24 protein-coding genes and 1 tRNA gene are annotated in these 25,985 nt (G+C 66.7%); 13 read left to right on the top strand and 12 right to left on the bottom strand.

Going from position 1 to position 25,985, the window contains the following annotated elements; all coding sequences use genetic code 11:
* Positions 1-103: 103 nt before the first annotated feature.
* Entirely contained in the window at positions 104-1,528 is a 1,425-nt protein-coding gene (locus HZF05_RS16260; protein WP_160362853.1) for an MATE family efflux transporter, read from the top strand.
* Here the strand turns inward: HZF05_RS16260 and HZF05_RS16255 are convergent.
* The gene (locus HZF05_RS16255) at positions 1,491-2,411 is read right to left on the bottom strand and encodes a diacylglycerol/lipid kinase family protein (RefSeq protein WP_246332069.1); all 921 of its coding nucleotides are present in this window, start codon (positions 2,409-2,411) and stop codon (positions 1,491-1,493) included. The two genes, HZF05_RS16260 and HZF05_RS16255, sit on opposite strands and share 38 nt — an antisense overlap.
* Positions 2,412-2,473: 62 nt before the next feature.
* On the opposite strand from HZF05_RS16255, the gene hemB reads away from it, so the two are divergent.
* The 3 genes from hemB to HZF05_RS16240 are packed head-to-tail and all read left to right on the top strand — an operon-like array spanning position 2,474 to position 4,514.
* A complete protein-coding gene (gene hemB / locus HZF05_RS16250; protein ID WP_160362851.1) occupies positions 2,474-3,466 on the top strand; it encodes a porphobilinogen synthase in 993 nt (330 codons plus the stop codon).
* On the top strand, positions 3,463-3,990 hold the full coding sequence (locus tag HZF05_RS16245; RefSeq protein ID WP_160362850.1) for a GNAT family N-acetyltransferase: 528 nt from the start codon (positions 3,463-3,465) through the stop codon (positions 3,988-3,990). The genes hemB and HZF05_RS16245 overlap by 4 nt, the downstream gene beginning before the upstream one ends.
* A gap of 2 nt (positions 3,991-3,992) precedes the next feature.
* Complete coding sequence (locus tag HZF05_RS16240) at positions 3,993-4,514, top strand: DUF1993 domain-containing protein (RefSeq protein WP_160362849.1); 522 nt, start codon at positions 3,993-3,995, stop codon at positions 4,512-4,514.
* Positions 4,515-4,537: 23 nt separating this feature from the next.
* Here the strand turns inward: HZF05_RS16240 and HZF05_RS16235 are convergent, their stop codons facing one another.
* From HZF05_RS16235 to HZF05_RS16210, 6 genes are all read right to left on the bottom strand, one after another.
* Entirely contained in the window at positions 4,538-4,957 is a 420-nt protein-coding gene (locus HZF05_RS16235) for a secondary thiamine-phosphate synthase enzyme YjbQ (RefSeq protein ID WP_160362848.1), read from the bottom strand.
* Positions 4,954-6,807, bottom strand: a complete 1,854-nt coding sequence (locus tag HZF05_RS16230) for a DUF885 domain-containing protein (protein WP_160362847.1) — start codon at positions 6,805-6,807, stop codon at positions 4,954-4,956. Before HZF05_RS16230 ends, HZF05_RS16235 begins: the two co-directional genes overlap by 4 nt.
* 23 nt (positions 6,808-6,830) lie before the next feature.
* Positions 6,831-8,693, bottom strand: coding sequence for a DUF885 domain-containing protein (locus HZF05_RS16225; RefSeq protein WP_160362846.1), 1,863 nt, complete (start codon positions 8,691-8,693; stop codon positions 6,831-6,833).
* A gap of 66 nt (positions 8,694-8,759) precedes the next feature.
* Positions 8,760-9,230, bottom strand: a complete 471-nt coding sequence (locus HZF05_RS16220; RefSeq protein ID WP_160362845.1) for a phage regulatory CII family protein — start codon at positions 9,228-9,230, stop codon at positions 8,760-8,762.
* Positions 9,231-9,293: 63 nt separating this feature from the next.
* Positions 9,294-9,370, bottom strand: a tRNA-Pro gene (locus HZF05_RS16215).
* A gap of 125 nt (positions 9,371-9,495) precedes the next feature.
* Positions 9,496-9,780, bottom strand: coding sequence for a hypothetical protein (locus tag HZF05_RS16210; RefSeq protein ID WP_160362844.1), 285 nt, complete (start codon positions 9,778-9,780; stop codon positions 9,496-9,498).
* Between the two features lie 267 nt (positions 9,781-10,047).
* Here HZF05_RS16210 and HZF05_RS16205 point away from each other — a divergent pair, with 267 nt between their 5' ends.
* The 3 genes from HZF05_RS16205 (at position 10,048) to ettA (ending at position 15,485) form a co-directional block, all read left to right on the top strand.
* Positions 10,048-12,327, top strand: a complete 2,280-nt coding sequence (locus tag HZF05_RS16205) for a glycosyltransferase family 4 protein (protein WP_425505627.1) — start codon at positions 10,048-10,050, stop codon at positions 12,325-12,327.
* 38 nt (positions 12,328-12,365) lie between these two features.
* Positions 12,366-13,643, top strand: coding sequence for a glycoside hydrolase family 130 protein (locus HZF05_RS16200; RefSeq protein ID WP_246332051.1), 1,278 nt, complete (start codon positions 12,366-12,368; stop codon positions 13,641-13,643).
* Between the two features lie 162 nt (positions 13,644-13,805).
* On the top strand, positions 13,806-15,485 hold the full coding sequence (ettA, locus tag HZF05_RS16195; protein WP_160362842.1) for an energy-dependent translational throttle protein EttA: 1,680 nt from the start codon (positions 13,806-13,808) through the stop codon (positions 15,483-15,485).
* A 54-nt stretch (positions 15,486-15,539) separates the two neighbouring features.
* Here ettA and HZF05_RS16190 read toward each other — a convergent pair whose 3' ends face one another.
* The gene (locus HZF05_RS16190) at positions 15,540-15,989 is read right to left on the bottom strand and encodes a hypothetical protein (protein WP_160362841.1); all 450 of its coding nucleotides are present in this window, start codon (positions 15,987-15,989) and stop codon (positions 15,540-15,542) included.
* 171 nt (positions 15,990-16,160) lie between these two features.
* On the opposite strand from HZF05_RS16190, the gene HZF05_RS16185 reads away from it, so the two are divergent.
* Positions 16,161-17,684 carry a glycosyltransferase family protein gene (locus HZF05_RS16185; protein ID WP_160362840.1) on the top strand — a complete coding sequence of 508 codons (1,524 nt, stop codon included), beginning with the start codon at positions 16,161-16,163 and terminating at the stop codon, positions 17,682-17,684.
* Positions 17,685-17,688: 4 nt separating this feature from the next.
* On the opposite strand, the gene HZF05_RS16180 is transcribed toward HZF05_RS16185, so the two are convergent.
* The gene (locus HZF05_RS16180) at positions 17,689-18,321 is read right to left on the bottom strand and encodes a carbonic anhydrase (RefSeq protein ID WP_160362839.1); all 633 of its coding nucleotides are present in this window, start codon (positions 18,319-18,321) and stop codon (positions 17,689-17,691) included.
* Positions 18,322-18,482: 161 nt separating this feature from the next.
* Here HZF05_RS16180 and lipA point away from each other — a divergent pair, with 161 nt between their 5' ends.
* Together lipA and HZF05_RS16170 are read left to right on the top strand one after the other, a co-directional pair.
* Entirely contained in the window at positions 18,483-19,409 is a 927-nt protein-coding gene (lipA, locus tag HZF05_RS16175; RefSeq protein WP_160362838.1) for a lipoyl synthase, read from the top strand.
* Between the two features lie 144 nt (positions 19,410-19,553).
* On the top strand, positions 19,554-20,060 hold the full coding sequence (locus HZF05_RS16170) for a type II toxin-antitoxin system RatA family toxin (RefSeq protein WP_160362837.1): 507 nt from the start codon (positions 19,554-19,556) through the stop codon (positions 20,058-20,060).
* On the opposite strand, the gene HZF05_RS16165 is transcribed toward HZF05_RS16170, so the two are convergent.
* The 3 genes from HZF05_RS16165 to HZF05_RS16155 all read right to left on the bottom strand — a co-directional run bounded on the left by HZF05_RS16165 (position 19,976) and on the right by HZF05_RS16155 (position 22,304).
* On the bottom strand, positions 19,976-20,524 hold the full coding sequence (locus HZF05_RS16165; RefSeq protein WP_160362836.1) for a CinA family protein: 549 nt from the start codon (positions 20,522-20,524) through the stop codon (positions 19,976-19,978). The two genes, HZF05_RS16170 and HZF05_RS16165, sit on opposite strands and share 85 nt — an antisense overlap.
* Entirely contained in the window at positions 20,521-21,033 is a 513-nt protein-coding gene (locus HZF05_RS16160; RefSeq protein WP_160362835.1) for a hypothetical protein, read from the bottom strand. Before HZF05_RS16160 ends, HZF05_RS16165 begins: the two co-directional genes overlap by 4 nt.
* Before the next feature lie 116 nt (positions 21,034-21,149).
* Entirely contained in the window at positions 21,150-22,304 is a 1,155-nt protein-coding gene (locus tag HZF05_RS16155) for a bifunctional 2-C-methyl-D-erythritol 4-phosphate cytidylyltransferase/2-C-methyl-D-erythritol 2,4-cyclodiphosphate synthase (protein WP_160362834.1), read from the bottom strand.
* A gap of 90 nt (positions 22,305-22,394) precedes the next feature.
* Here HZF05_RS16155 and dusB point away from each other — a divergent pair, with 90 nt between their 5' ends.
* Genes dusB through ntrC form a run of 3 tightly spaced genes read left to right on the top strand, consistent with a single transcriptional unit; the run spans position 22,395 to position 25,929 of the window.
* Complete coding sequence (gene dusB, locus HZF05_RS16150; protein WP_160362833.1) at positions 22,395-23,399, top strand: tRNA dihydrouridine synthase DusB; 1,005 nt, start codon at positions 22,395-22,397, stop codon at positions 23,397-23,399.
* Positions 23,375-24,490: a two-component system sensor histidine kinase NtrB gene (locus tag HZF05_RS16145; RefSeq protein ID WP_160362832.1), complete on the top strand. Its 1,116-nt coding sequence runs from the start codon at positions 23,375-23,377 to the stop codon at positions 24,488-24,490. The genes dusB and HZF05_RS16145 overlap by 25 nt, the downstream gene beginning before the upstream one ends.
* Positions 24,487-25,929 (top strand): nitrogen regulation protein NR(I), encoded by a 1,443-nt coding sequence (ntrC, locus tag HZF05_RS16140; protein ID WP_160362831.1) that lies wholly within the window; start codon positions 24,487-24,489, stop codon positions 25,927-25,929. The genes HZF05_RS16145 and ntrC overlap by 4 nt, the downstream gene beginning before the upstream one ends.
* The last annotated feature ends 56 nt before the right edge of the window (positions 25,930-25,985 follow it).

The following is a 25,985-nucleotide window of genomic DNA, read 5'->3' as shown; positions in this document are numbered from 1 at the left end:
TTTGGCGTGCCATGAGGGCGCGGCCCGTGGACGCGGCGCCGCCGGCAAGGCGCCTTTTGGCGCCGTGCGCGATGTTCGAGAAGTTCGGTCAAGGAAAAATGACATGGCGACGGCAGCGCGCAAGGCAGGACATGGCGGGCGCGACCTCACCAGCGGGCCGATCGCGCGGACGCTCGTGCTGTTCGCGCTGCCGACGCTCGGCACCAACATCCTCCAGTCGCTGAACGGATCGGTCAACTCGATCTGGGTCGGCCGCTTCCTGGGCGAGACGGCGCTGGCGGCCACCTCCAATGCCAACCTCGTCATGTTCCTGATGCTCGCCGCCGTGTTCGGCTTCGGCATCGCGGCCACCATCCTGGTCGGGCAGAATATGGGCAGGCGCGACATTGAGGCGGTACGCCGCGCGATGGGAACGGCAGTGGGATCGTTCATCATCCTGTCCGTCCTGATCGCGGTGATCGGTTATTTCACGTCGTCGGCGATCCTCCACCTGCTCGCGACCCCGCCGGACGCCGCAAGGCTTGCCGAGGCCTATCTGCGGGTCATCTTCATCGCCATGCCGCCGCTTTTCCTGGTGACGGTGCTGGGCATGGGGCTGCGTGGCACCGGCGATTCGGTGACGCCGTTCATTGTGATGATCCTCAACGTGGTGCTGGACAGCGGCCTCAACCCGGTTTTCATCCGCGGCCTGTTCGGCGCGCCGCGCATGGGCATCGCCGGCGCCGCGACCGCCACCGCGATCGCCTCCTACGCCAGCCTGTTCGTGCTGATCGCGATCATCTACGGGCGCGACGCGACGATCCGCCTGCGCGGGCGCGAGCTGCGCTGGCTGATCCCCGATCCGGCCCTGCTCCGCGTGATCGTCGCCAAGGGCATTCCGATGGGCCTGCAGATGTTCGTGATCTCCTTCGCGGGGCTCGCGCTGATGGGGCTGGTCAATCATGCCGGCACCGACGTGGTGGCGGCCTATGGCGTCACGCTGCAGCTGTGGACCTACATCCAGATGCCCGCGCTGGCGATGGGCGCGGCGGTTTCGGCGATGGCGGCGCAGAATGTCGGCGCCGGGCTGTGGCCGCGGGTCGATGCGGTGACGCGCTCCGCCATCTTCATCAACCTCGCGATCACGGCCGCACTGATCCTGCTGGTGACTTTGGTCGATCGCTCGATGCTGGCACTGTTCCTCGGCGGCGGAAGCCCGGCGCTGCCGATCGCGCGGCACATTCACCTCGTCGCCAGCTGGTCCTTCCTGATGTTCGGCGTGACGATCGTGATCTTCGGCACGGTGCGCGCCACCGGCGCGGTGATGGCGCCGCTGGTGATCCTGGCGATCGCGATGTTCCCGATCCGGCTGGGCGCGGTGTTCGCGCTGCGCCCGTTCATCGGAATCGAGGCCCTGTGGTGGACGATGCCGATCAGCTCGCTCGCCTCGATGGTGATGGCGCTCGGCTATTACCGGGCGGGCACGTGGCGCAAGCTCCACATGCAGACGATCAGCCCGCGCGAGACGGCCCCGGTGCCGCAACCCTGATCGCACGACGGGCGACGCGGGCGGTGACCGGGGTCTCCGCCAGCACCTCGCCGTCGATCGAGATCGGCATCGGCGTCTCGGTGGAGAGGCGGATCGCCCGGCCCTCGAACTCGATGGTCGTCTTCTTGCGCTCGCGATGGCGCAGCACCGAGAGCAGCCAGCTCCAGATCAAGTGCCCGCGCGTCTCGCCAGTGACGACCTGCACGACGATCCGCCCCGAATCGACCGCCGCCTCGTCGACCAGCTCAACCCCGCCATGATAGGGACCGTTGGCGATCCGGACCTCGACGGCGTCCATCGTCTCGGTCTTCGATCCGGTATCGACGGTCAACCGGAAGGCCTTGAATTTCCAGAGCTGCCGGGCCGCCCACAGCAGATAGCCGGGCCGCCCCAGCCACGCCTTGAGCCCGTGCGGCACGGTCTGCGCGATCTGGGGCGCGATGCCCAGCGTCGCGCAATTGGCGAAATAATCGTCGTCGATCATGCCGAGATCGATCCGCTTCGGCCGGCCGTTGGCGATCACATCCACCGCGCCGGGCAGGTCCAGAGGGATGCCGAGCGTCCGTGCGAAGCTGTTTGCGGTGCCAAGCGGCAGAATCGCGAAAATTGTGTCCGATCCGACGACATGATCGACCGAGCAGGAGATCGATCCGTCGCCGCCGCCGACGATCACCATAGGCGCGCCGGCCGCGACGGCGTGCTTGACGCAATCGGGCATGGTGGAAGGCTTGCGGATCGCCTTGGCGATCGTCAGCTCGATCCCGGCCTCCTTCAGCAGCTGGCACGCATCCTTGAACAGATGATGCCCCTTGCGCGACTTGGCGTTGACGAAGAGGGCCGCGGTGCGGGGCAGGGGATCGCTCACCGGCTGACAGAGCGCCAAGATGAAGGCAAGCGCAAGCACCGATGCTGGCGGGCGGCGGCAGGAGGCATTAGGAGAGCGCCATGACCGCATCCTTTCCCGCCCTTCGCCTCCGCCGCACCCGCGTGGCGCCATGGTCCCGCCGCATGGTGGCCGAGCATGTGCTGACGCCAGCCGACCTGATCTGGCCGCTGTTCATCGCGGACGGCACGGGCGTGGAGGAGCCGATCAAGACGCTGCCAGGCGTCTCGCGCTGGTCGATCGACAATATCGCGAAACGGGCGAAGGAGGCGCAGGCGCTGGGCATCCCGTGCATCGCGCTGTTCCCCAACACGCCCCAGCACCTGCGCACGCCGGACGGGCGCGAGGCGCTCAACCCGGACAACCTGATCTGCCGCGCGGTGAAGGCGATCAAGGATGCCGCGCCCGATGTCGGCGTGCTGACCGACGTCGCGCTCGATCCCTATACCGAGCATGGCCATGACGGACTGGTCGACGCGGCGGGCTATGTCCTCAACGACGAGACGATGGCGCTGCTGGTCGAGCAGGCGGTGGTGCAGGCCGATGCCGGCGCCGACATCATCGCGCCGTCCGATATGATGGACGGCCGCGTCGCCGCGATCCGCGCCGCGCTGGAGGAGAAGGGCCACCGCAACGTCCAGATCATGGCCTATGCCGCGAAATACGCCTCGGCCTTCTACGGCCCGTTCCGCGACGCGGTCGGCTCGCGCGGGCGGCTGAAGGGCGACAAGCGTGGCTATCAGATGGACCACGCCAATGCCGAGGAGGCGCTGCGCGAGGTGGCGATGGATCTCGCCGAGGGCGCCGACACGGTGATGGTAAAGCCAGGCCTGCCCTATCTCGACATCATCCGCCGCGTGAAGGAGCGGTTCGAAGTCCCTGTCTTCGCCTACCAAGTCTCGGGCGAGTATGCGATGATCGAAGCAGCCGTCGCGGCCGACATGGGCGACCGCGACGCGCTGGTGCTGGAGACCTTGCTGGCGTTCAAGCGGGCGGGCTGCTCGGGCGTGCTGACCTACCACGCCGCCCACGCCGCGCGGTTGCTCGGCGCATGATCGAGACCGAACGCCTGATCCTGCGCCGCTGGCGCGACGAGGACCATGCGCCGTTCGCGGCGATGGGCCGCTGGCCTGCCGTTATGGAGCATCTCGGCGAATTGCAGACCGACGAGGATGCCGCCGCCGGGATCGCGCGCCAGCGGGGCTTTCAGGCGTCGCATGGCCATTGCTTCTGGGCGATCGAGCGAAAGCAGGACGGCGCCTTCCTCGGTTTCTGCGGATTGAAGCCCGGCACGGTTGGCCCGATCGACGGCGAGGTGGAGATCGGCTGGCGCCTGCGCGAAGATGCTTGGGGGCAGGGCTATGCCCGCGAGGCGGCTGAGGCCAGCATCGCGTGGGGCTGGGCCAATCTCGACACGCCGAAGATCCTGGCAATCACCACGCCGGCCAATACGGCGAGCTGGGGCCTGATGATCCGTCTCGGCATGACGCGGCGGCCGGACCTCGATTTCGGCCACCCCCAGTTCCGGCCGGGTGACCGGTTGTACGAGCACATCACCTACGAGATCGTGCGGCCCTGATCATGGCGCTGTCGCTTTACGATCTCGGGGTGCCGACCTTCCTGCAGACCGTGAGCGCCGTCGGGTCCTTCCTCGATCGTACCACGTCACATTGCGCGGAGATGGGCACCGATCCCGACGATTTCGTGGAGGCACGTCTGTTCGAGGACATGGCGCCGTTCCACTTCCAGATCGAGGCCCTGACGCATCACGCGGTGTGGGGGCTGGAGGCGGTGAGGACCGGCGTCTTCGCGCCGCCCGCCTTGCGGGGGGCGATTTCGTTCGCGGAGTTAAGGGCGATGGTCGCCGAAGCCGAAGCGGCGTTGAAGGCGCTCACGCCCGAGGACTTCGAAGGCTGCTCCAGCAAGGAACTGGTTTTGCAGATCGGCCCGCGCCGGCTCCGCTTCACGGCGGAGACGTACCTGCTCTCCTTCGCGCTGCCCAATTTCCATTTCCACGCCGTGACGGCCTACGACATCCTGCGATCGCGCGGCGTGCCGCTGGGCAAGCGGGACTATGAGGGGCAATTGCGGACCCGGCCATAGGCCCACCCTTTCAGGGAGGAGAATCAGGTTCCGATCACATGCACCGCCACCTCCCGCCGGTGCGGACGGCGGCGGTGCTCGAACAAGTAGATGCCCTGCCAGGTCCCCAGCACCGGCCGCCCATCCCGCACCGGGATAGAGAGCTGCACCGCCGTAAGCGCCACGCGCAGATGCGCCGGCATGTCGTCCGGCCCCTCGTCGTCATGGCGGTAGCGGGCCGGATCCTCCGGCGCGATCGTCGCGAAATAATCCTGGATGTCGGCCCGCACCTCCCGCGCCGCATTCTCCTGGATCAGCAGCGACGCTGAGGTGTGGCGGCAAAACAAGGTCAGCAGTCCCTCGGACACGCCCGCATCCGCCACCCACTCCAGCACCGCGTCGGTGAATTCGACGAGGCCCTGTCCATGCGTGTCGACGACGAGCGTGCCCGAGGCCTGCCTCACGCCTTCATGCCGGCGATATAGCCATCGATCACGCCTTCCAGCAGCTCAAGCGGCACGCCGCCGGTCTTGATCACGGCGTCGTCGTAGGAGGCGAGAACGAATTTCGACCCGAGTGCCGCCTTCGTCTTCTCGCGCAGGCGGACGATCTCGTTGTGGCCCATCTTGTATCCGCAGGCCTGCCCCGGCGAGGCGCAATAGCGATCCACCTCGCTGGTCGATGCCTCGACGCCCTTGCCGCTTTCCGACGTCAGGAACTGCACCGCCTTCTGGCGATCCCAGCCGAGCGCGTGGATGCCGGTGTCCACCACCAGACGGCAGGCGCGGAACTGCTGCGCCTGCAGATAGCCGATGCGGCTCCACGGATCGTTGTCGTAGAGGCCGCTCTCGTCGATCAGCTGCTCGGCATAGAGCGCCCAGCCCTCGACGAAGGCGTTGAAGCCGGTCAGCGAACTGATCGAGGGCACCTCGTCATGATGCTCGGCGAGGTAGGCGAGCTGCCAGGTGTGGCCCGGAATGCCCTCGTGCGCGCAGAGCGAGGCGATCTGGTATTTCGGCCAGAGCGAGGTCGACTTGAGGTTGATGTAATAGATCGCCGGTCGCGACCCGTCGAGCGCGGCCGGGTTCATATAGCCGAGGCCGGCGCCGTCCTGGATGTCCGGCGGCACGCGCTTCACCATGACGTCGGCCTTGAGGCCAAGGCCGCTCAGCTTCGGCATGATCTGGCGGACCATCGCGATGCGCTGGTTGCAATAGGCGATGAGGTCGGCACGGCCCTGATCGGTGTCCGGGTAGAGCATCTTCGGGTTCTTGTTGAGTGCCGAGACGCGCTCGCCGACCGTGCCCTGCGTCATCCCCTGCGCCTTCAGGATGGCGTCCATCCGCGCCTTGATCTGCGCGTTCTGGTCGAGGCCGATCTGGTGAATCTCCTGCGGGGTGCGCGTCGTGGTGGTGCCGAGGCGGAGCGCCCACGCATAATAGGCATCGCCGTCGGGCAGGCGCTGGACGCCCGCCGTCATCGGCGCGTTGGCGGTAGAGGCGGCGAACGCCGTGATCTCGCGGTCGAGCGCGGGATAGACCATGGTCTCCATGATCTTCGCGGCCTTGTCGCCATAGCCGGAAAGGCCGAGCTTCTTCGCCTTCTCGTCGAGATTGGTGACGAGGGTCTGCTGCGCGGCGGGCGTCGCGCGGAAGCCCTTGAGGATGCCCATCGCATTGTCGGCGATGAACTTCGGCGGGGCGACGCCGATCGCGGCCTTCTCCTTGAGCTGCGCCGTCTCCTGCTCGATCTGGCGGGCGAAGGCAGCGACGCGCGACAGATAGGCTTCGGCATCCGCCTTGCTCTTCACGTCGTGGGCGGAGACCAGAAAGTCCGGCACCGATCCCACCGCGCCGTTCTGCTGGGTGACGTCATAGGGTCCGGTGCCGCCGAAAAAGCCCGAGGCCGCGCCGCCGCCATATTTGAACTTCGTCCCGTCGATGCCGCGCTCGGTGGCGTATTTCACCGTGTCGTAGCGGGTCTGCAGGAAGGGCGAGAGAGTGCTCCGATCGGTCTTCAGCAGGCGATCGTGGACCGACTGGATCGTGGCGTCGAACTTCGCTTCGGACGCATCGGTATTCTCGGAAAGCTGGCTGCGCAGCGCGGCGAGCTTGCCGTGATCGAGGCCGAGCTGGGTCGCCGTCTCGGGGTTCTGCATCAGGATCTCGTCGGTGAAGCCGTCGAGCTGATCGAAGAAGGCCTTGTCGGAAGGTGTCATGGCCGTCTCCGCGCGCGCCGTCGTGGGCAGCATCGCCAGCATCCCGCCGGCCGCCGCTCCAGCGAGCAACTCGCGGCGACTATGTCCCTGTGTCATCTACGCAACTCCCTCATGTGACGTCATGACAGTGTCGTAACCCAACGGTCGCCGATCTGCTGCAAAATTTCGAGCGGCACCCGGCCGTGCGCCAGCACCGCGTCGTGGAAGGCCTTGATGTCGAAGCGATTGCCCTGCTTCGCCTTGGCCTTCTCGCGAATGCCGGTGAAGGTCGAATGGCCGAGCTTGTAGCTCGCGGCCTGGCCCGGCGTGGCGCAATAGCGCTCCACCTCGCGTGTGGCGAAGCCGGGCGCCTCGCCATCCTGATCCACGAAATATTGAATGGCCTGCTCGCGACCCCAGCGCAGGTGGTGGATGCCGGTATCGACCACGCAGCGGTTGGCGCGGAACAGTTGGAACTTGAGATAGCCCAGACGCCCGAGCGGATCGTCATCATACATACCGATCTCGTCGGCGAGCTGCTCGGCATAGAGCGCCCAGCCTTCGCCGTAGCCCGAAAAACCGCCGGTCTTGCGGATCAGCGGCAGGTTCGTGTTGGAGAGCGCGAGGCCACCCTCTAGCTGATGGCCGGGCAGGCCTTCGTGGTAGATCGTCGTGGCGAGGCAGAATTTCGGCCATTCGGCGCTGTCGTGCAGGTTGAAATAGACGATGCCGGGGCGTGAGCCGTCGATTGCCGGCGCCTGCGAGAAGGCGGAGGCGGCGCCGGCTTCCGTCTGCGGCGGCACGCGGCGCACCTCGAACTGGTAGGGCGGGACGCGGCTGAACACGGTCGGAAGCCTGCCCCGGATCGCGTCGAGCCGGGCGTTGCAATAGGCGATCGCCTGCGCCTTGCCCTCGTCGGTGTTCGGATAGAGCTGGCGCGGATCCTTGTAAAGCGCGGCCATACGCTCGCCGATCGTGCCCCTGGTGAAGCCCTGCTGGCGGAGCAACCCGTCGAGCCGCGCGGATATCTCCTTCGCTTGATCGAGGCCGAACTTATGGACCTCATCCGGGGAGAGTGCGGCGGTGGTCGTGGTGCGGAGCGCCGTGGCGTAATAGGCCTCGCCATCCTTGAACTTCCAGACGCCGGCATCGTGCGTGGCGTGCGCGCGTAGCTCCTTGGCGTAGGCAATCTGGCGGTCCAGCGCGGGACCGATCTTCTGGTCGTAGATAGCGGCGGCCTGCTTGCCGTAATCGTCGCCGAGGCCTTTGGCGGCGGCGCGCTTCGCGATGGAGGTGACGACAAGCGCATCGCTCGCCGGCACGCGCGTCCTAGTCAGCTGGGTGAGTGTGGTGTCGAGCAGGAAATCCGGCGGCACCACGCCGATACCGGCGTCATGCTTCATCCGGTCGGTGTTGTCGTCGAGCTGCTTCGCGAAAGCGTCGAGGCGGGAGAGATAGGCGTCGGCATCCTCTCGGGTCTCGATCCTGTGCTTGGTGTCGAGGAAGTCCGGAACGTCCTGATAGGCGCCGGTCAGCTGGCTTACCGCATAAGGCGATGGGCCGAAGGAGGAACCGCCGAAATCGAACGCCTGTACGGCAACGGCGGAATTTTGGGTGTAGAGGACGGTGTCGTAGTCGATCTGGTCATTCGGCGAGAGCCCGCGTCGATCGATCAGGGAGAGCGCCGCGACATTGTCCAGCGTCTGCTTGTGGGCACCGGCACGGCCGGCCTCGCTCTGATCCGAAAGGCGGTAACGGAGATCGGCATTGGCCGCCTTATCGAGCCCCAGCTGGGTCGCGCCCTCGGGACGAAGGCGGAGGTTCTGCTGGAAGATGCGATCGAACAGCGCCCGCAGTTCTGTCGTCGAGGTACGGTGGACGCGATTGGGCTGAACCGAAATATCGGATTGCGGCACCTCCGGCTGGCCCTGCGCCCAACCGGGGAGCATCGCGGCGGTGCCCGCCGCGGTCGAGGTGAGCAGGAAGGCGCGGCGGTCTATCATGACGTCCCCTTGATCCGCCCCCCGGCGTCGCGGAGGCTAGGACGGCGGGGGCGTCTCAGGCAAGCGCTATCCCCGCAAAGGCGGCTGCTTCTCCACCGCGACGCGCACGGTGGCGATCGCGCCCTCGGCTTCTCTCACTTCCTTCAGGATCGCGGCGCGGTCGCGGTGATCGAGGAAGGTGCCGGCCTCCAGCGAGGCGACCACCACCTGCATCACGTCGATTGCCTCGCGCACCGACTGCGCGACGGCCTGACGGATGCTGGACGCTTCGTCGAGCAACGCGTCCGGTTTGCGCGCCAGCACGAAGCCGCTCTCTTCGGTGAAGAACTGGATCAGCCGCTGGTCGGGAATGATGGCGATCAGCCGGCGGATCTCGTCGGCGCGGAAACGGGTGCGGCTGGTCAGCCGCCCGTGCAACGTCGCGTAGGTGAGGCCGAGCTTGTCCGCCGCCTCTTCCAGCGACACGAGCTTTTCCACCACCAGCACCTGATAAGCGAGCATCGCGAACTCGCAATGCTTCTGAGTGTCGACCGTCATGCATGCGCCCCTGTTACCGCACGCCTAGGGACCAATTGACGGTCGCAATGTCAAATGACGAAATGGTCGGGGAGACAGGATTCGAACCTGCGACCCTCTGCTCCCAAAGCAGATGCGCTACCAGACTGCGCTACTCCCCGATGTGCGCGGCGCTTTATCGGGCGGATACGCCCAAGGCAACCAAGCAAAAACGGGCGCCTCCGCATGGAGACGCCCGCTTGTCGACGACAGTCGCCACAACGATGGTGCAGCGGCCTTCGCCGAGTTACTTCTTGACCGAGTTGTCGATCGCGTCCGCCTTGTTGTCGGCGTCGGCCTTCACGGCGTCGGCCGAATTGTGGGCGGCGTCGGCGGCGTTGTCGAGTTCGTTGGCGGCGACCGCATTCGACGAATTGTCGGCGGCGGCCGAGAGCATGTCGCCCTGGTTGTCGAGCGCGGCCTGCGCGTTGTCACCGGCATTGGCGACCGCATCGGCCTGGTTGGTGTTGTGGCCGCAGGCCGCGAGGCTCATCAGGCCGGCGGTGGCGATCACGATGGCGATCTTCTTCATTCGGGCAGCTCCCTCATAACACGAGCACATTATGTCTTCGGGCGCGGCAGCCGCCGTCCCCGGCGAGACGGCATAACGCGCGCAAAGCACCGGTCAACGCCCAAAATAGGGGTTCCGGTTCCATCCGTCGCATAAGTTCGCTTCCGCAACAATTATTTAGGCAACCTTGTCGCGGCCTGAGCATTGAGCAGGTGAGGGGTGAAATGCGCATGTTCCAACATCCATGTTTTTCATGGCATTAGGGGCGGCACCAACAGGATGATTGCAATGGATGCAGCTGCCGGTTCCGGACTCCGCAAGATCGCCCTGATCGGCAACAATCCGCCCCGGTTATGCGGCATCGCAACATTCACGCGGGACGTCCGAAACGGCCTGATCGAAGCCTTTCCCGAACTGGCGATCGACGTTTATGCGATGAACGATCGCGGCAATCGCTACGATTATCCGGACGAGGTGGTCTGCTCGATCGACCAGGACGATCTCGCCAGCTATGCGCGCGCCGCGCACCGGATCAATGCCAGCGGCGCCGACGTGGTCTGCGTCCAGCACGAATATGGCATCTTCGGCGGCGCCGCCGGCGCGCACCTGCTCAGATTGCTCGATCGCGTGACGGCGCCGGTGGTGGTGACCCTCCATACCGTATTGGAGCAGCCCGATCCCGAGCAGCGCGCGGTGATCGAGGCGCTGGCCCGCCGCGCCTCGACCTTGATCGTCATGGCCGATAAGGGGCGCCGCATCCTGCAGGACGTGCACGGCATCGCCGAGGACCGCATCGCGGTGGTGCCGCACGGCACGCCCGATCGCGGCACGGGCGACAGTGAGGCGATGAAGCGCCGCTTCCGGTGCGAGGGCCGCAAGGTTTTGCTCACGTTCGGCCTGCTCTCGCCCAACAAGGGGATCGAGACGATGATCCGGGCGATGCCGGCCATCGCCGCGCGGCATCCGGATGTGCTCTACGTCGTGCTGGGTGCCACGCATCCGCACCTGGTCGCGCACGAGGGTGAGGCCTATCGCGAGCGGCTGGTCGCGCTCGCCGAAGAGTTGGGCGTTTCGAGGCATGTCCGCTTCATCGACGGTTTCGTCGAGCAATCGCGGCTGCTCGATTTCCTCACCGCCGCCGACATCTATGTGACGCCCTACCTGAACGAGCAGCAGATCACGTCCGGCACGCTCAGCTATGCGGTGGCGCTCGGCAAGGCGGTAGTCTCCACGCCTTACTGGCACGCGGCGGAGTTGTTGGCCGGCGGCGTCGGCATGCTCGTCCCGTTCGGTGACAGCGGAGCGTTCTCGGCCCGCATCATCGAATTGCTCGATCGGCCCGAGGTGCTGGAGGAAATGAGCCGCCGCGCCTGGTCGGTCGGTCGTTCGATGACCTGGCCGGCGATCGCCCGCGCCTATGTCTCGATCTTCGAGGAGGCGGTGCGGTCGCAGCCCGCACGCTTGTTTCCGGGGGTGGAGCGGAACACCGATCCCGTCCCGCCGCGCCTCGGAGCCGTGGAGCGGCTGAGCGACGGTGTCGGCATCATCCAGCATTCGATCTTTTCGGTGCCCGATCGCACCCACGGCTATTGCGTCGACGACAATTGCCGCGCGCTGATGCTGATGCACCGGATCGCCGGGCCGGACAGCGTGCGCGCCGACGAGCTCGCCGCGATCTACGCGGCCTTCGTTCAGCATGCCTGGAACGGCGACAGGGGGCGCTTCCGCAACTTCATGTCTTTCGAGCGCGTCTGGCTGGAGGAGGTCGGCTCCGACGACAGCTTCGGCCGCACCCTCTGGTCGCTGGGCGACACGGCAGCGCGGGCGCGGGGCCACGATCTCAGGCGCTGGGCATCGCATCTGTTCGATCAGGTGGCGCCGCATGTCCGCTCGCTGGGCAGCCCGCGGACCTGGGCCTTCGCGATGATCGCGGCCGACGGAATGCTGGATGCCCATCCGGGGCATGAACTGTCGCTCGCGCTGCTGCGCGATCTCGGCGGGCGGCTGCAGGCCTTGCTCGGCAAGGCACGCCTGCCGGGTTGGGAATGGTTCGAGGCCGTGCTGGCCTACGACAATGCGCGGCTGTGCGAAGCGCTGTTGCGCGCCGGCCGCCGGCTCGACGATCCGGCGATGCGCGCCGAGGGACTGGCGACGCTGGCCTGGCTCGATACCCAGCAGACCAACGACGACGGCCAGTTCCGTGCGATCGGTACGGACAGCTTCGGTCACGAATATATGCCGCCGCTGCCCTTCGACCAGCAGCCGGTCGAGGCCTGGGCGACGATCGACGCCGCGCGTGTTGCCCACGATATCACCGGCGAGCTGCGCTGGGAGGAAATGGCCCGCAAGGCCTATGGCTGGTATCTCGGCGACAACGATCTCGGCCTGCCGCTGGGCTCGGTGATCGATGGCGGCTGCTTCGACGGGCTGATGAGCGACAGGGTCAATCTCAATCAGGGTGCAGAATCCGTGCTCGCGTTCCAATTTGCCTGTTGCGCGATGCGCGAAATGGCGGAAAAGGCCGAGACCGAAGGTTCTGGTACGAAGGCCGGCATCGTCGCCTCCTGATCGTTTTTCGGGGGCGCCTCGCCGGGGTGGGAGGCAGTTTGCTCGACCTTGTCATGCACTGGCCGATGAGGCTCCAGGCCGATGCCTCGCGCGTCGTCGTCCGCCCGTTCCACCTGCCGATCGATTCGAAGAAGGGGCAGAAGAGCCGCCCGCGCCGTATCGTCGAGGGCGTGCTCGCCATGTCGGAGGAACAGGCGAAGCACGAGCTCGACATCGTGCTCAAGGATTTCGAGGCGCGTCACTGGCAGACCCGCAGCGTCTTCCGCACCCGCTACGCCCAGATGGCGATGGCGCTGCATCTGGACGACGACGATATCTCGGATATCAAGCAGCAACTGATCGGTGCGTTCTTCTGCAACGAATACAGCTATGCTGCGGCGGCGATCATGAACCCGTCGATCGTGCGCCATCCGGACCAGTCGGGCCTGTCGGAAGGTTCGTCGCGCATCATCATGTCGGTGCGGACGGTGGGCGAGGGGCATATCAGCTCGATCGCCTTCCGCGAGGGAATCCTTTCCCCCGGCACCCGCTTCGAGCTGGCGCCCGAGCCGCCCTTCGCCACCGCCGCCGATTCCGCCAAGGAAATCGGCAACGGCGCGATCGAGGTGCATCGCCACCGCGACTCGACGCTGTCCGGCACGGTGATCTTCCCGCTCACCTCCGCCCAGTCCAAGGGGCTGGAGGATCTGCGCCTCGTTGAGTTCACCCACGACGACGGCTCGACCGAATGGCTCGGCACCTACACCGCCTATAATGGCGAGAGCATCCGGTCCGAATTGATCCGTACCAAGGACTTCCGATCCTTCACGCTGGCGCCGCTCTCCGGCCCGGCAGCGCGCAACAAGGGCATGGCGCTCTTCCCGCGCAAGATCGGCGGGCAGTATGTCATGGTCGGCCGGCAGGATGGCGAGAATCTGTTCCTGATCCACAGCAACCGGCTGGATCACTGGGGCGAGGGCGAGCTGCTCATGACGCCCCGCTATCCCTGGGAAATGGTGCAGATCGGCAATTGCGGATCGCCGATCGAGGTGGATGAGGGCTGGCTGCTGCTCACGCACGGCGTCGGCGCGATGCGCAAATATTCGATCGGCATCGTGCTGCTCGACAAGGATGACCCCTCCAAGGTGGTCAAGCGCCTGCCGGTGCCGCTGGTCTCGCCTGCCGACGAGGATCGCGAGGGCTATGTGCCGAACGTGGTCTACACCTGCGGCGCGATCCGGCATGGCGATCTGCTGTTCATGCCCTACGCGGTGGCGGACAGCTCGGTCGGTTTCGCGTTCGTGCCGATCAGGGAGCTGATCGACGCGATGGTGTGAGCCCTTCACCTCTCCCTGCAGGGGAGGGAATGGGTTTTCGCCTCGGCACGGCACCGCAAGGGCGCGGGATACGCCCTATGTGGTTTGCAAAGCCGCCCCTAGCCGCTATCTAGCCCACGAAATCCGAACACCTGAAACCCCCTCAGACGAGCGAGCATCCGCATGGCCGGCCAGTACGCCTATGTCATGAAGAACATGACCAAGTCCTTCCCCGGCGCTCCGAAGCCGGTGCTGAGCAACATCAACCTTCAATTCTACCACGGCGCCAAGATCGGCATCGTCGGCCCCAACGGCGCCGGCAAGTCGACGCTGATCAAGATCATGGCTGGCATCGACACCGAATTTTCGGGCGAGGCATGGCCCGGCGAGAACGTGACGGTCGGCTATCTCGCGCAGGAACCTCAGCTCGATCCGTCGAAGAATGTACTCGAGAACGTCAAGGACGGCGCGCGAGACGTCGCCGACATGCTCGACCGATTCAACGCGATCTCGGCCGAGATGGGCGATCCGCAGGACGACACCGATTTCGACAAGCTGATGGAGGAGATGGGCGTCCTTCAGGAGAAGATCGACGCGGTCGACGGCTGGACACTCGACAACCAGCTCGAGATCGCCATGGAGGCGTTGCGTTGCCCGCCGTCCGACTGGTCGGTGGAGAGCCTCTCGGGCGGTGAGAAGCGCCGTATCGCGCTCACCCGCCTGCTGATCCAGAAGCCTTCGATCCTGCTGCTCGACGAGCCCACCAACCACCTCGATGCCGAGAGCGTCCAGTGGCTGGAGAACCACCTCAAGGAATATGCCGGCGCGGTGCTGATGATCACCCACGATCGTTATTTCCTCGACAACGTCGTCGAATGGGTGCTCGAGCTCGATCGCGGCAAGTACTTCCCCTACGAGGGCAATTACTCGACCTATCTCGACAAGAAGGCCAAGCGCCTCGAGCAGGAGGATCGCGAGGAATCCGGTCGCCAGACCGCGATCCGGAACGAACTCGAATGGATCCGGCAGGGGCCGAAGGGCCGCCAGACCAAGTCCAAGGCGCGTATCGCCAAGTTCGATCAGCTCGTCGAGGCGCAGAAGAACCGCGCGCCCGGCAAGGCCCAGATCGTCATCCAGGTGCCCGAGCGCCTCGGCGGCAAGGTGATCAACGTCGAGGGCATCTCCAAGAGCTTCGGCGACAAGAAGCTGTTCGAGAACCTGTCCTTCATGCTGCCGGCCGGCGGCATCGTCGGCGTGATCGGGCCGAACGGCGCCGGCAAGTCGACCTTGTTCAAGCTGATCACCGGTCAGGAGACGCCCGACGCCGGCACGATCGAGATCGGCTCGACGGTCCATCTAGGCTATGTGGATCAGAGCCGCGATCACCTCGAAGCCAAGCACAACGTCTGGGAGGAGATCTCGGACGGGCTCGATTACGTGAAGGTCAACGGCCACGACATGTCGACGCGCGCTTACGTGGGCGCGTTCAACTTCAAGGGGCAGGACCAGCAGAAGAATGTCGGCAAGCTCTCGGGCGGTGAGCGCAATCGCGTCCACATGGCCAAGATGCTGAAGCGCGGCGGCAACGTGCTGCTGCTCGACGAGCCGACCAATGACCTCGACGTCGAGACGCTGGGCGCGCTGGAAGAGGCCATCGAGAATTTCGCGGGCTGCGCCGTGGTGATCAGCCACGATCGCTTCTTCCTCGATCGCCTCGCCACCCACATCCTCGCTTTCGAGGGCGAGGGCCATGTCGAGTGGTTCGAGGGGAATTTCGAGTCCTACGAAGAGGACAAGCGCCGCCGGCTGGGCGACGCGGCTGATCGGCCGGGCTCGGGCTCCTACAAGAAGCTCACGCGCTGATGCGAAGAGGGGCGGCCCGCAGCCGCCCCTCCGTCATCCTCGATAACGATCGCATCAATAATAGTTGGCCGGATCGGGCGCGGGCGAGTTGCACGCCCGGCTGCTGCCGTGGCGGCAGGCATAATCCTGCATCCGCCACGCCTCCATCGCGTCGGCGTAAGCGCGTTTCTGGCGGGCGTAGTGCACGTCCTGCTGGGCGACCGCATGGCCGTGCGCCTGCATCGCCTGATCGTAGGCGGCGAGATCGGATTGATACTGCGCCTGGTTGGCGGCGTTCTGCTGCTGCGTCGCCTGGATGCTGCTCTGCACGCCGCCATTTGCCATCGACGTGCCCGGATCGACGCCCGGCGCCACCTGGCCCGGCGGCACGGTTACCGATGCCGCGGCGGAGCCGTCATTATAGGGCTGATGCGGATCGCTTTGCGCCAGCGCGGCGGGATTGATGGTCGCCGTCAGGGCGGCAAAGGCGCCTGCGGCGAGCAGGGCGAAAGGAACGCGGTTCATCCGTGGTCTCCCTCAAGCACACACCCCCCGATGTCCTGTTGACGGGTGCGCTAACGTGCGAGGCGAGGCGGGCGTTCCCGAAGGACTGCGGCCGAAGCGACGTGTCGCGATCAGGCTTAACCGGACATTGACCTTGCCTGCGCTAACCGAGGCGCCGGAAGAAGGAAAGGCGTGCCCGTGCTCGATACCAATATCGCTCTTGGCGGGCGCTTCGGAAGCGGGTTTCTCACGGGGCTCCAGGGCGGGATCAAACGGTTCTTTCCTCTCCTCGCCCTCGCCGCCGTCTCCATCGGGCTGGCTGGCGCCCTGTGCATCGACTGGCACACGCCGCTGTGGCTCGACGAGGATTTCACCGCAGCGATCGCGCGCGACAATCTGCGCGGCCTCTATGCCTGGTGTCTGGAGGATCCGAACGCCCCGCTTTATTATGGGTTAATCTGGCTCTGGGGGCATATCGCGGGCACGGCGTCCACGGTGCTGCGCCTGCCGAGCACGATTCTCTGGCTTTCGACATTGCTGTTCGTCGGCTTCAGGGGGCATGCCGAGCGGGACATCAGGCTCGCCTGGGTGGCTTTGCTGGCGCTCTGGACGCCAGGCTGGCAATATGCCTCCGAAGCGCGCTGCTATGCGCTTCTGCTGCTGCTCAGCTGCATTCAGGCGGTCCTATACGTACGGCTGATCGACAGCCGCCGCCGCGCCGACGCGTTCCGCTGGGCGGCCGTCGCCGCGCTCGCCTGCCTGACCCACTATTACGCGCTTATGCCGACAGCGTTGCAGGGCCTCTTCTTCCTCGCCGTCCGACCCCGCCACGCGTTGCGGGTATGGCCGGCGGCCTTGCTGTTCGTGCCGGTGTTCGCTTGGCTGGCGATCCACCTGCCGCATCTCGCCCGTTACGCGACGCCAGACACAAGCTGGTATCCGCCGATGACGGCGAAGGTGGCCGGGAACATCGTCAGCGATATCTGGGGTGGACTGCCCTACCATCTGGCGCTGGCCTTCGCCGCGATCGTCGGTTTGCAGCTGCGGGCCCACATAAAGCGCGATCGGCCATGGCCATATACAGCAGGAGAGACGCTTCTGGCCGCAGCCGCTCTGCTGACCTTCGCGATGATGCTGGGCAGCGCGTTCTTCCGCCCCGCGCTGCTGGTCCGCTACCTGATACCGACGGTGCCGGGCATCTTTTTCGGCGTGGTGCTCGCCCTGCGTCGTGCGTGGCCGTCATCCCGCTTTCCGCTGGCGGTTTTGCTGATCGTCTGGATGACGTGGGCGATGGTCGACGTCAGCCTCGGCTGGCGGCGTTTCACCGACGAGCGCTACGGTTACAATTTCGATCAGCCGTCCGCCTGGATGGAGGATAGCGGGCTGAAGCGCTTCACCTTCTTCTGGGATCATCCCAATGCGGGCCTTTACGCGCCGCAGCGCCTGACGGCGATGGCCACGGTGCCGCTGCGCCGCGATGGCTGGAGCGGGCCGGCGGCATCGCTGCTGCTTCGCGATCCCCATGTCGATCCGAACACCGTGCTGGCGCGGATTGCGGATCGACCGGGCGACGGCCTGATCTGGGCCTATGACAGCCTCGTCCTGAACAGCATGGGCAACCGTCATCCGCCCAGTCTGCCGATGGACACGCTGCACTGGGCCTGTCACAATTTCGGCGGTCAGACCGTCACCGTGCTGGCCTGCATCCGCCGCTGACGGCTCAGGCCGGGCGGAAATCGCCGTCGGTCTCGTCGAGCAGGCGAAGCTGTCCCTCGCGGATGCCGAACCAGGCGCCGCGCAGCATCAGCCGGCCTGCCTTCTCCGCTTCGGTCACGAAGGGGAAGGTGCGCAGGTTGGCGAGGCTGACCTTCACCGCCTCGCGCTCCATCGCGCGCTGCCCCTCGTCGCCCTCGCCATGCGCCGCCACCACGCCGTCGCGCGCCTCGTCGAGCATGTCGACCCAGTGGCCGACGAAGCCGCCTTCGCCCGGCGCCTTGCCGGCGAAGGCCTGCGTCAGCGCCGCCTTGCAGCCGCCGCAATATTCGTGGCCGAGCACGATGATCTCCGGCACTTTCAGCTGCGTGACGGCGAATTCGAGCGCGGCCGAGACGCCATGGCGGCTGGCGTCCGGCTCGTAGGGCGGCACCAGGTTGGCGACGTTCCTCACCACGAAGATGGTGCCGGGCGCCACGTCGAAGATCTGGGAGGGATCCACCCGGCTGTCCGAGCAGGCGATCACCAGCGTGTCGGGCGACTGGCCCTCGGCCAGTTCGGACCAGCGGTCGCGCTGGGCCTTCCAGCCGTCGTCGCGGAAACGGCGATAGCCGGCGAGGAGATCGTCGAAGCTGCTCATGGATGTCTCCTTGCCGTTCGCGCTGAGCCTGTCTAAGCGCTGTCCTTCTCTTCAGCCCCGGTTAGAAGAAAGTGCAGCACTTCGACAAGCTCAGTGCGAGCGGAAAGAGAGAGGGGCGCGAACGGTTGAGAGTTCCGGGGGGAATCGCTATCTGCGACCCCATGACCGAACCGCTCGCCGAAGCCCGTCCGCCCCGCATCCGCAAGCCCGACTGGATCCGCGTGAAGGCACCCACGTCGGTGGGTTTCGCGGAGACCAAATCGCTGATGCGCCGGCTCAACCTCGCCACCGTGTGCGAGGAGGCCGCCTGCCCGAACATCGGCGAGTGCTGGACCAAGAAGCACGCGACGGTGATGATCCTCGGCGACACCTGCACGCGCGCCTGCGCCTTCTGCAACGTGAAGACGGGCATGCCCCGCGCCGTCGATCCGCTCGAGCCGCAGCACACCGCCGATGCCGCCGCCGAGCTCGGCCTCCAACATATCGTCATCACCTCGGTCGATCGCGATGATCTGCCGGACGGCGGTGCCTCGCAGTTCGTCAAGGTGATCGAGGCGCTGCGCCGCACGACGCCCAGCACGACGATCGAGATTCTCACCCCCGATTTCCGCAACAAGGCGGAAAGCGCGGTCGAGAAGATCGTCGCGGCGCGGCCGGACGTCTATAATCACAATCTCGAGACGGTGCCGAGGCTCTATCCGACGATCCGGCCGGGCGCGCGCTATTATGCCTCGCTGCGCCTGCTGGAGAGCGTGAAGAAGCACGATCCCTCGATCTTCACCAAGTCTGGCCTGATGACCGGCCTCGGCGAGCAGCGGCTGGAGGTCCACCAGGTGATGGACGACATGCGCTCCGCCGACATCGATTTCCTGACGATGGGCCAGTATCTCCAGCCGACGCCGCGCCATGCCAAGGTGGAGGAGTTCACCACCCCGCAGTCGTTCAACGCCTATGCCGCGATCGCGCGGGCCAAGGGCTTCCTGCTGGTGGCGGCCTCGCCGCTGACGCGATCGAGCTACCACGCCGGCGAGGATTTCGCGAAGATGCGCGCGGCGCGGGACGCGAAGCTGGGGAAGGTGAGCGCCTGAACCTCCGTTCGCCCTGAGGAGGGGCTGAGCGGAGCGTAAGCGTAGTCGAAGGCCCGTCTCGAGGGGCTGGTCCAGGTGCTTCGAGACGCCGCTTCGACTATGCTCAGCGGCTCCTCAGCACGAACGGTTTTGGGATGATTGTCGATGCCCCGCCACGCCGAAACCCGCCTCTTGCCCTACAGCCCCGAGCAGATGTTCGATCTGGTCGCGGACGTGGCGCGCTATGGCGAGTTCCTGCCGTGGGTGGCGGCGGTGCGGGTGCGTTCCGACAGCGAGACCGAGATGGTCGCGGACCTCGTGGTCGGCTTCAAGAGCCTGTCCGAGCGCTTCACCTCGAAGGTCACCAAGCAGCGCTCAAACCGCATCCACGTCGAATATCTCGATGGCCCGCTGGCCTATCTCCACAACGAATGGGGCTTCCGGCCGGACGGGCAGGGTGGCACGCACGTCGACTTCATGGTCGATTTCGCCTTCAAGTCCCGCATCTTCGAGATGCTGGCAGGGCAGGTGTTCGACAAGGCGCTGCGCAAGATGATCGGAGCGTTCGAGACGCGCGCCGCGCAACTTTACGGCGCGGCTGGCGTCAAGGCTTCACCGACGCCCGGCGGCGGCGAGGGGAGCAGCAACTCGAGCGCGCACAGCGCCGCCTGAAGCCGGATCCCGGCGCGGCCGAGATCGCCGAACTCGCGCTTGTCCGCCACCACGTCGTCGGGATCGCCCGATCGCGACGCGCGCGCGAAGACGACGGTGCCGACCGGCTTCTTTTCCGTGCCGCCGCCCGGCCCGGCGATGCCGGTGATCGCCACGCCGATATCGGCATTGGTCTTCTGGATCGCGCCCTGCGCCATCGCCCAGGCGGTCGCCACCGAGACGGCGCCGAACGTCTCCAGCACGTCGGAGGCAACGCCCAGCATGTTCATCTTGGCGTCGTTGGCATAGGTGACGAGGCCTGCCTCGAACACGTCCGAACAGCCGGCGATCTCGGTCAGCGCGGCGGAGACGAGGCCGCCGGTGCAGCTTTCGGCCACCGCGATGCGCAGGCCCGCCGCGCGGTTCTCCTCGATCACGCGGCGCGCCGCCTCGATCAGTTGCGAAGGAAGATTGGAGTCGCTCATGGTTCGGCCCCTTCGCCCTTCGGCGGGCAGACCGCAAGCCCCTTCACGCGCCCCGGCCCGGCGACCTCGAGCGCCAGCAGGATCGCCTCGGCCATGCCGTCGGCGCGCAGATTGCCTGCGAGCTCGACCATCGAATCGATCTTCTCGCAGTCCTTCAGCGGGACATGATCCTCGATCTGCTGGCCGACGAACTGCTTGGCGAGGCCGGTGATCGTGTCGTCGGAGGCGAAGCCGGCGAGGTTCTGGCCGGTCGCCTCCTGGATTGCCTGGCGGGCCGACGCTGGATCGACCGGCGCCTCGGCGCGATAGCGGTTGGCGAGGCCGACGCCCTCGTTGGACAGGAAGGAATCGGCTGGCAGGGCAGGGCGGCAACGCGTCGCCAATGCTTCCACCGCATCGGGCAGGGCAAGACGGATCAGCGTGCGCATGTCGTGATGGGGGATGCAGGCGGGGCGTTCGGCCTGGGCTTGCGCGGAGAGCAGGCCCATCGCGGCCAAGGCCCCCGCCACTCGCCCCCCGTTCGTCCTGAGCGCAGTCGAAGGACGGGCTGCAAGCGACATCGCCTGAGGCCCGTCCTTCGACAGGGTCAGGACGAACGGAGCATTGCTTGGCGATGCATCGTCGATCATTCCACCGGCACCCTTACACTGGCCACTGCCTGCGCCGCCATGCCCTCGCGACGTCCGGTGAAGCCGAGCTGTTCCGTGGTGGTCGCTTTCACGCTCACCCGGCCGATCGGAAGGCCCAGCAGCTCCGCGATCCGCTCGCGCATCGCCTGGCGATGTGGGCCGACTTTCGGCGCTTCGCAGATGATGGTGAGGTCGAGATGGTCGATGATCCCGCCCTTCGCCGTGACGAGGCTGGCGGCATGCTGGAGGAACTTGCCCGAGTCGGCGCCCTTCCAGCGTGGATCGGAGGGCGGGAAGTGGCTGCCGATGTCGCCGTCCGCGATCGTGCCGAGCAGAGCGTCGGTGATCGCATGCAGGCCGACGTCCGCATCGCTATGCCCCGCCAGCGCGTGTGTGTGCGGGATCTTCAGGCCGCACAGCATGACGTGATCGCCCTCCGCGAAGGCGTGGACATCATACCCCATGCCTACGCGTGACGTCATGACAGCCCCCAGCCGCGCCTCGGCGGCGGCGAAATCGGCCTCGTGAGTGAGTTTCTCGAGCATGGCGTCTCCGGGAACGGCAAGGACTTTGTGGCCAGCAGCACGTGCGACCTGCGCGTCGTCGGTAGGCTCGGCGTCGCCCGACCAGTTGCGGTGCGCGGCGAGAATGTCGTCGAAGCGGAAGGCCTGCGGGGTCTGCACCCGAGCCAGCCCCTCGCGCTCCACATTGTCACCCAGCACGCCGCCCTCGGCGCGGACCAATGTGTCAACGACGGGGAGGGCGGGGATCGCTCCCTCCGCTTCGTCCAGCGCAGCGATCAGCCGGTCGATCACGGTGGCGGGAAGGAACGGGCGGGCGGCGTCATGGATCAGCACGCGCCCGGCGGAACCGATCGCTTCCAGTCCGGCCCGCACCGACTCACGCCGGGTCGCGCCGCCGGGAGACGACGTCATGACGCGATCGCCGAGCGCATCGGCCAGCATCGTCTCCTGACTGGCACCGATCACGATATGCACCGCATCGACCTTCGGATGCGACACCAGCGCATCGAATGCCCGCGCGATCACCGGTACGCCGGCCACCTTGCGATATTGCTTGGGGATGCCGCCGCCCATGCGCGAGCCGCTGCCCGCCGCGACGATCAGCGCGACCACTCTGTTTTCGTCCATAAGCCCGCGCGATTAGACGAGAGGCGGCTTGCCCGCCAGCCGGTTTCGGGGTAGGCGCCTGCCTCTTTTTCAGGCAGTTTAGTCGAGACCATGCGCCAGCCGCTCCTCAAGCCGATCGCGATCGGCCCCGTCACCATCGACACGCCGGTGATCCTGGCGCCGATGACGGGTGTCTCCGATCTGCCATTCCGCAAGATGGTGCGGCGCTACGGATCGGGCCTCAACGTCACCGAGATGATCGCCAGCCAGGCGGCGATCCGCGAGACGCGCCAGTCGATCCAGAAGGCGGCGTGGGACCCGATCGAGGAGCCGGTCTCGATGCAGCTCGTCGGCTGCAGCCCCAAGGAAATGGGTGAGGCGGCGAAGCTCAACGAGGATCGCGGCGCCGCGATCATCGACATCAACATGGGCTGCCCGGTGCGCAAGGTGGTGAACGGCGACGCCGGCTCCGCGCTGATGCGCGACCTGCCGCTCGCCACCGCGCTGATCGAGGCGACGGTGAAGGCGGTCTCCGTCCCCGTCACCCTCAAGATGCGGATGGGCTGGGACCATGACAGCCTCAACGCGCCTGAACTGGCCCGCATCGCCGAGGATATCGGATGCAGGATGGTCACGGTCCACGGACGCACCCGCAATCAGCTCTACAAGGGCAATGCCGACTGGGCGTTCATCCGTCGGGTGAAGGACGCGGTCTCCATCCCGGTCATCGCCAATGGCGACATCTGCTCTCCGCAAGATGCCGAGGAGGCGCTGCGCCAGTCCGGCGCGGACGGCGTGATGATCGGGCGCGGCGCCTATGGGCGGCCGTGGCTGCTCGCCCAGACGATGCGGTATCTCCAGACCGGCGAGCGCCTTGCCGATCCATCGATCGACGAACAATATGCCGTGATCGTTGAGCATTACGAGATGATGCTGATACATTATGGCAGAGAGACCGGCGTCAACATGGCGCGCAAGCATCTCGGCTGGTACACCAAGGGCCTGCACGGCTCGGCCGAGTTCCGCAACACGGTCAATCAAGTGCCGGATGCAGGCCGGGTGCTGCGCATGATCGACGAATTCTACGCTCCATGGCGCTCCCGGGCGGCCGCCTGATCCGCTTCCGCCGGGGGGAGGCGGAAGAGGCGGCACCGTCGCCGGCCGAGCTGTTCGCGGCTTTGCCCACGCCGATGCTCGTGATCGACGGCGAGGGCCGAGTGCAGGACTGCAACCCGCCCGCCGAAGCGTTGCTGAACCTCGCGCACAGTGTCGTCGTCGGCCGCACCATCGAGGAGATGACCGGCCACCCGATGACCTCGATCGCGCCCGATCAGCCGGTCGCTGCCTACGACACCGACATGGTGATCCCCGGCGGGCGGCACTATCGCGGCGATATCATGGTCGCGCCGCTGCCCGAACGGCCCGGCTGGCGCATCGTGATGATCCACGGCCGCGCGCATCACGACCTTTCCGCCAGGCGCGGCGAGCAGAGCAGCCGCGGCCTTCCGGGCGCCGCCGCCGCTTCGCTGCTGGCACACGAGATCAAGAATCCGCTCTCGGGCATCCGGGGCGCGGCGCAACTGCTCGAAAGCGGCGCGCCGCCGGAACAGGCCGAGTTGACCGGCCTGATCCGGGGCGAAGTCGATCGTATCGCCCGGCTGATCGATCGTATGGAGGGCCTGTCCGATACGCGGCCCCGCCCGCGTGAGCCGCTCAACATCCACACCGTGCTCGGCCACGCCCGCGATCTGGCGCGCGCCGGTTTCGCTTCGGAGCGGACCGTCCGCGAACTTTACGATCCCTCGCTGCCCGACGTGCTCGGCAATCGCGACGCGCTGGTGCAGGTGGTGCTCAACCTCCTCAAGAACGCCGCCGAGGCGACCGGGGAGGGGGGCGTCATTACCCTCACGACCGCCTATCGCCACGGCGTTTCCGTCGCCAGCCTCGGCGGCGGCCAGCGCGTCGCGCTCCCCATCGAGCTCTGCGTGATCGACGACGGCCCCGGTGCGCCGGACGCGCTGATCGACCATCTCTTCGATCCGTTCGTCACCTCCAAGCCTTCGGGCAGCGGCATCGGCCTCGCGCTGGTGGACAAGCTGGTGGGGGAAATGGGCGGCATCATCGAATATGCCCGCGAGGGGCATCCGGAGCGCACCGTCTTCCGCCTCCTGCTGCCCAGGGCGCCCTCCCGGAGAGTGACGTCATGAGCGCAGTATCGGGCCGCATCCTAGTGGTGGACGACGACGCCGCGATCCGCACTGTCGTGCGCGAGGCGCTGCGAAGGGCCGGCCATGTTGTCGAGACGGCGGGATCGGTGGCCGACATGCGCCGATCGCTGGGCAGCTTCGCGCCGGACGTGCTGGTGACCGACGTCATGCTGCCCGACGGCGACGGACTGGATCTGGTGCCGGAGATCCTCAGCCGCCATCCCGGCCTTCCCGTGATCGTGCTGTCGGCGCGCAACACTCTGGCGACGGCGGTGCGCGCCACCGAGCAGGGCGCGTTCGACTATCTCCCCAAGCCCTTCGATCTCGAGGAACTGGGCCGCGCCGTCTCGGGCGCGCTCGCCGGGCGCGTCGCCGCCAACGACGAGGGTGAGAGCGAGCGCCACGACCTCCCCCTGATCGGCCGCTCGCCGGCGATGCAGGCGGTCTATCGCACCATCGCGCGCGTCGTTTCCAATGATCTCACCGTGCTGATCCTCGGCGAGAGCGGCACCGGCAAGGAGCTGGTCGCGCGCGCCATCCACGATCTCGGGCCGCGTGGGCCCAAGCCCTTCGTGCCGGTCAACATGGCCGCCATCCCGCGCGAGCTGATCGAGAGCGAGCTGTTCGGCCACGAGCGCGGCGCGTTCACCGGCGCCGCCCAGCGCACCGCCGGCCGCTTCGAGCAGGCGGCGGGCGGCACGCTGTTCCTCGACGAGATCGGCGACATGCCGCTGGAGGCGCAGACCCGGCTGCTGCGCGTCCTTCAGGAGGGCGAGTTCACCACCGTCGGCGGCGCGCGCCACATCAAGGCCGACGTCCGCGTCATCGCCGCCACCCATAAGGATATCGAACGGATGGTCGCCGAGGGCGGCTTCCGCGAGGATCTCTATTACCGGCTCAACGTGGTGCCGGTGCGCCTGCCGTCGCTGCGCCAGCGGATCGAGGATGTCGGCGAGCTCGCCCGCCATTTCCTCGATCGCGCCGCCAATGACGGCCTACCGAGGAAATCGCTCGACGAGGCGGCGGTGCAACGCCTGGTGCGCCATACCTGGCCGGGCAACGTTCGCGAGCTGGAGAACCTCATGCGGCGTCTTGCCGCGCTGGTGCGCGAAGATCGCATCAGCGGGCCGGCGATCGAGGCGCAGCTGGGCGGCACCGCACCCGAGTCGGCGCCCGCGATCGAGAGTGATGGCGGCCTCGCCGGATCGGTGGAGCTGCACCTTGCCCGCTATTTCGCCGGTTTCGGCCGTGATCTGCCGCCCGATGGCCTCTACGAGCGCCTGCTCGCCGAGATCGAGCCACCCCTTCTCAAGATCGCGATGAGCGCCGCCAAGGGCAACCAGATCCGTGCCGCCCGCCTGCTCGGCATCAACCGCAACACGCTGCGCAAGAAGCTCACCGAGCGGGGAATCGACCCTGCGGCCGCGCGGCGGGGTTGACGCTTCCACGACGAAGCGGTCCATCCATGTGACGAACGCTTAACACCGCCTCGCCC

The organism is Sphingomonas chungangi (assembly GCF_013778325.1).
Lineage (GTDB): Bacteria > Pseudomonadota > Alphaproteobacteria > Sphingomonadales > Sphingomonadaceae > Solisphingomonas > Solisphingomonas chungangi.
The sequence above is the reverse complement of the archived record's forward strand: the minus strand, read 5'-3'. Positions and strand labels throughout refer to the sequence as shown.

Excerpts from the sequence above, each read along its gene's own strand:
- hemB (WP_160362851.1), top strand. The coding sequence starts at position 2,474 with ATGACCGCATCCTTTCCCGCCCTTCGCCTCCGCCGCACCCGCGTGGCG.
- HZF05_RS16210 (WP_160362844.1), bottom strand. The coding sequence starts at position 9,780 with ATGAAGAAGATCGCCATCGTGATCGCCACCGCCGGCCTGATGAGCCTC.
- ntrC (WP_160362831.1), top strand. The coding sequence starts at position 24,487 with ATGAGCGCAGTATCGGGCCGCATCCTAGTGGTGGACGACGACGCCGCG.
- HZF05_RS16165 (WP_160362836.1), bottom strand. The coding sequence starts at position 20,524 with ATGAGCGACTCCAATCTTCCTTCGCAACTGATCGAGGCGGCGCGCCGC.
- HZF05_RS16230 (WP_160362847.1), bottom strand. The coding sequence starts at position 6,807 with ATGACACAGGGACATAGTCGCCGCGAGTTGCTCGCTGGAGCGGCGGCC.
- dusB (WP_160362833.1), top strand. The coding sequence starts at position 22,395 with ATGCGCCAGCCGCTCCTCAAGCCGATCGCGATCGGCCCCGTCACCATC.
- ettA (WP_160362842.1), top strand. The coding sequence starts at position 13,806 with ATGGCCGGCCAGTACGCCTATGTCATGAAGAACATGACCAAGTCCTTC.
- HZF05_RS16205 (WP_425505627.1), top strand. The coding sequence starts at position 10,048 with ATGGATGCAGCTGCCGGTTCCGGACTCCGCAAGATCGCCCTGATCGGC.
- HZF05_RS16155 (WP_160362834.1), bottom strand. The coding sequence starts at position 22,304 with ATGGACGAAAACAGAGTGGTCGCGCTGATCGTCGCGGCGGGCAGCGGC.
- HZF05_RS16190 (WP_160362841.1), bottom strand. The coding sequence starts at position 15,989 with ATGAACCGCGTTCCTTTCGCCCTGCTCGCCGCAGGCGCCTTTGCCGCC.
- HZF05_RS16220 (WP_160362845.1), bottom strand. The coding sequence starts at position 9,230 with ATGACGGTCGACACTCAGAAGCATTGCGAGTTCGCGATGCTCGCTTAT.
- lipA (WP_160362838.1), top strand. The coding sequence starts at position 18,483 with ATGACCGAACCGCTCGCCGAAGCCCGTCCGCCCCGCATCCGCAAGCCC.
- HZF05_RS16180 (WP_160362839.1), bottom strand. The coding sequence starts at position 18,321 with ATGAGCAGCTTCGACGATCTCCTCGCCGGCTATCGCCGTTTCCGCGAC.
- HZF05_RS16240 (WP_160362849.1), top strand. The coding sequence starts at position 3,993 with ATGGCGCTGTCGCTTTACGATCTCGGGGTGCCGACCTTCCTGCAGACC.
- HZF05_RS16225 (WP_160362846.1), bottom strand. The coding sequence starts at position 8,693 with ATGATAGACCGCCGCGCCTTCCTGCTCACCTCGACCGCGGCGGGCACC.
- HZF05_RS16260 (WP_160362853.1), top strand. The coding sequence starts at position 104 with ATGGCGACGGCAGCGCGCAAGGCAGGACATGGCGGGCGCGACCTCACC.
- HZF05_RS16145 (WP_160362832.1), top strand. The coding sequence starts at position 23,375 with ATGGCGCTCCCGGGCGGCCGCCTGATCCGCTTCCGCCGGGGGGAGGCG.
- HZF05_RS16170 (WP_160362837.1), top strand. The coding sequence starts at position 19,554 with ATGCCCCGCCACGCCGAAACCCGCCTCTTGCCCTACAGCCCCGAGCAG.
- HZF05_RS16245 (WP_160362850.1), top strand. The coding sequence starts at position 3,463 with ATGATCGAGACCGAACGCCTGATCCTGCGCCGCTGGCGCGACGAGGAC.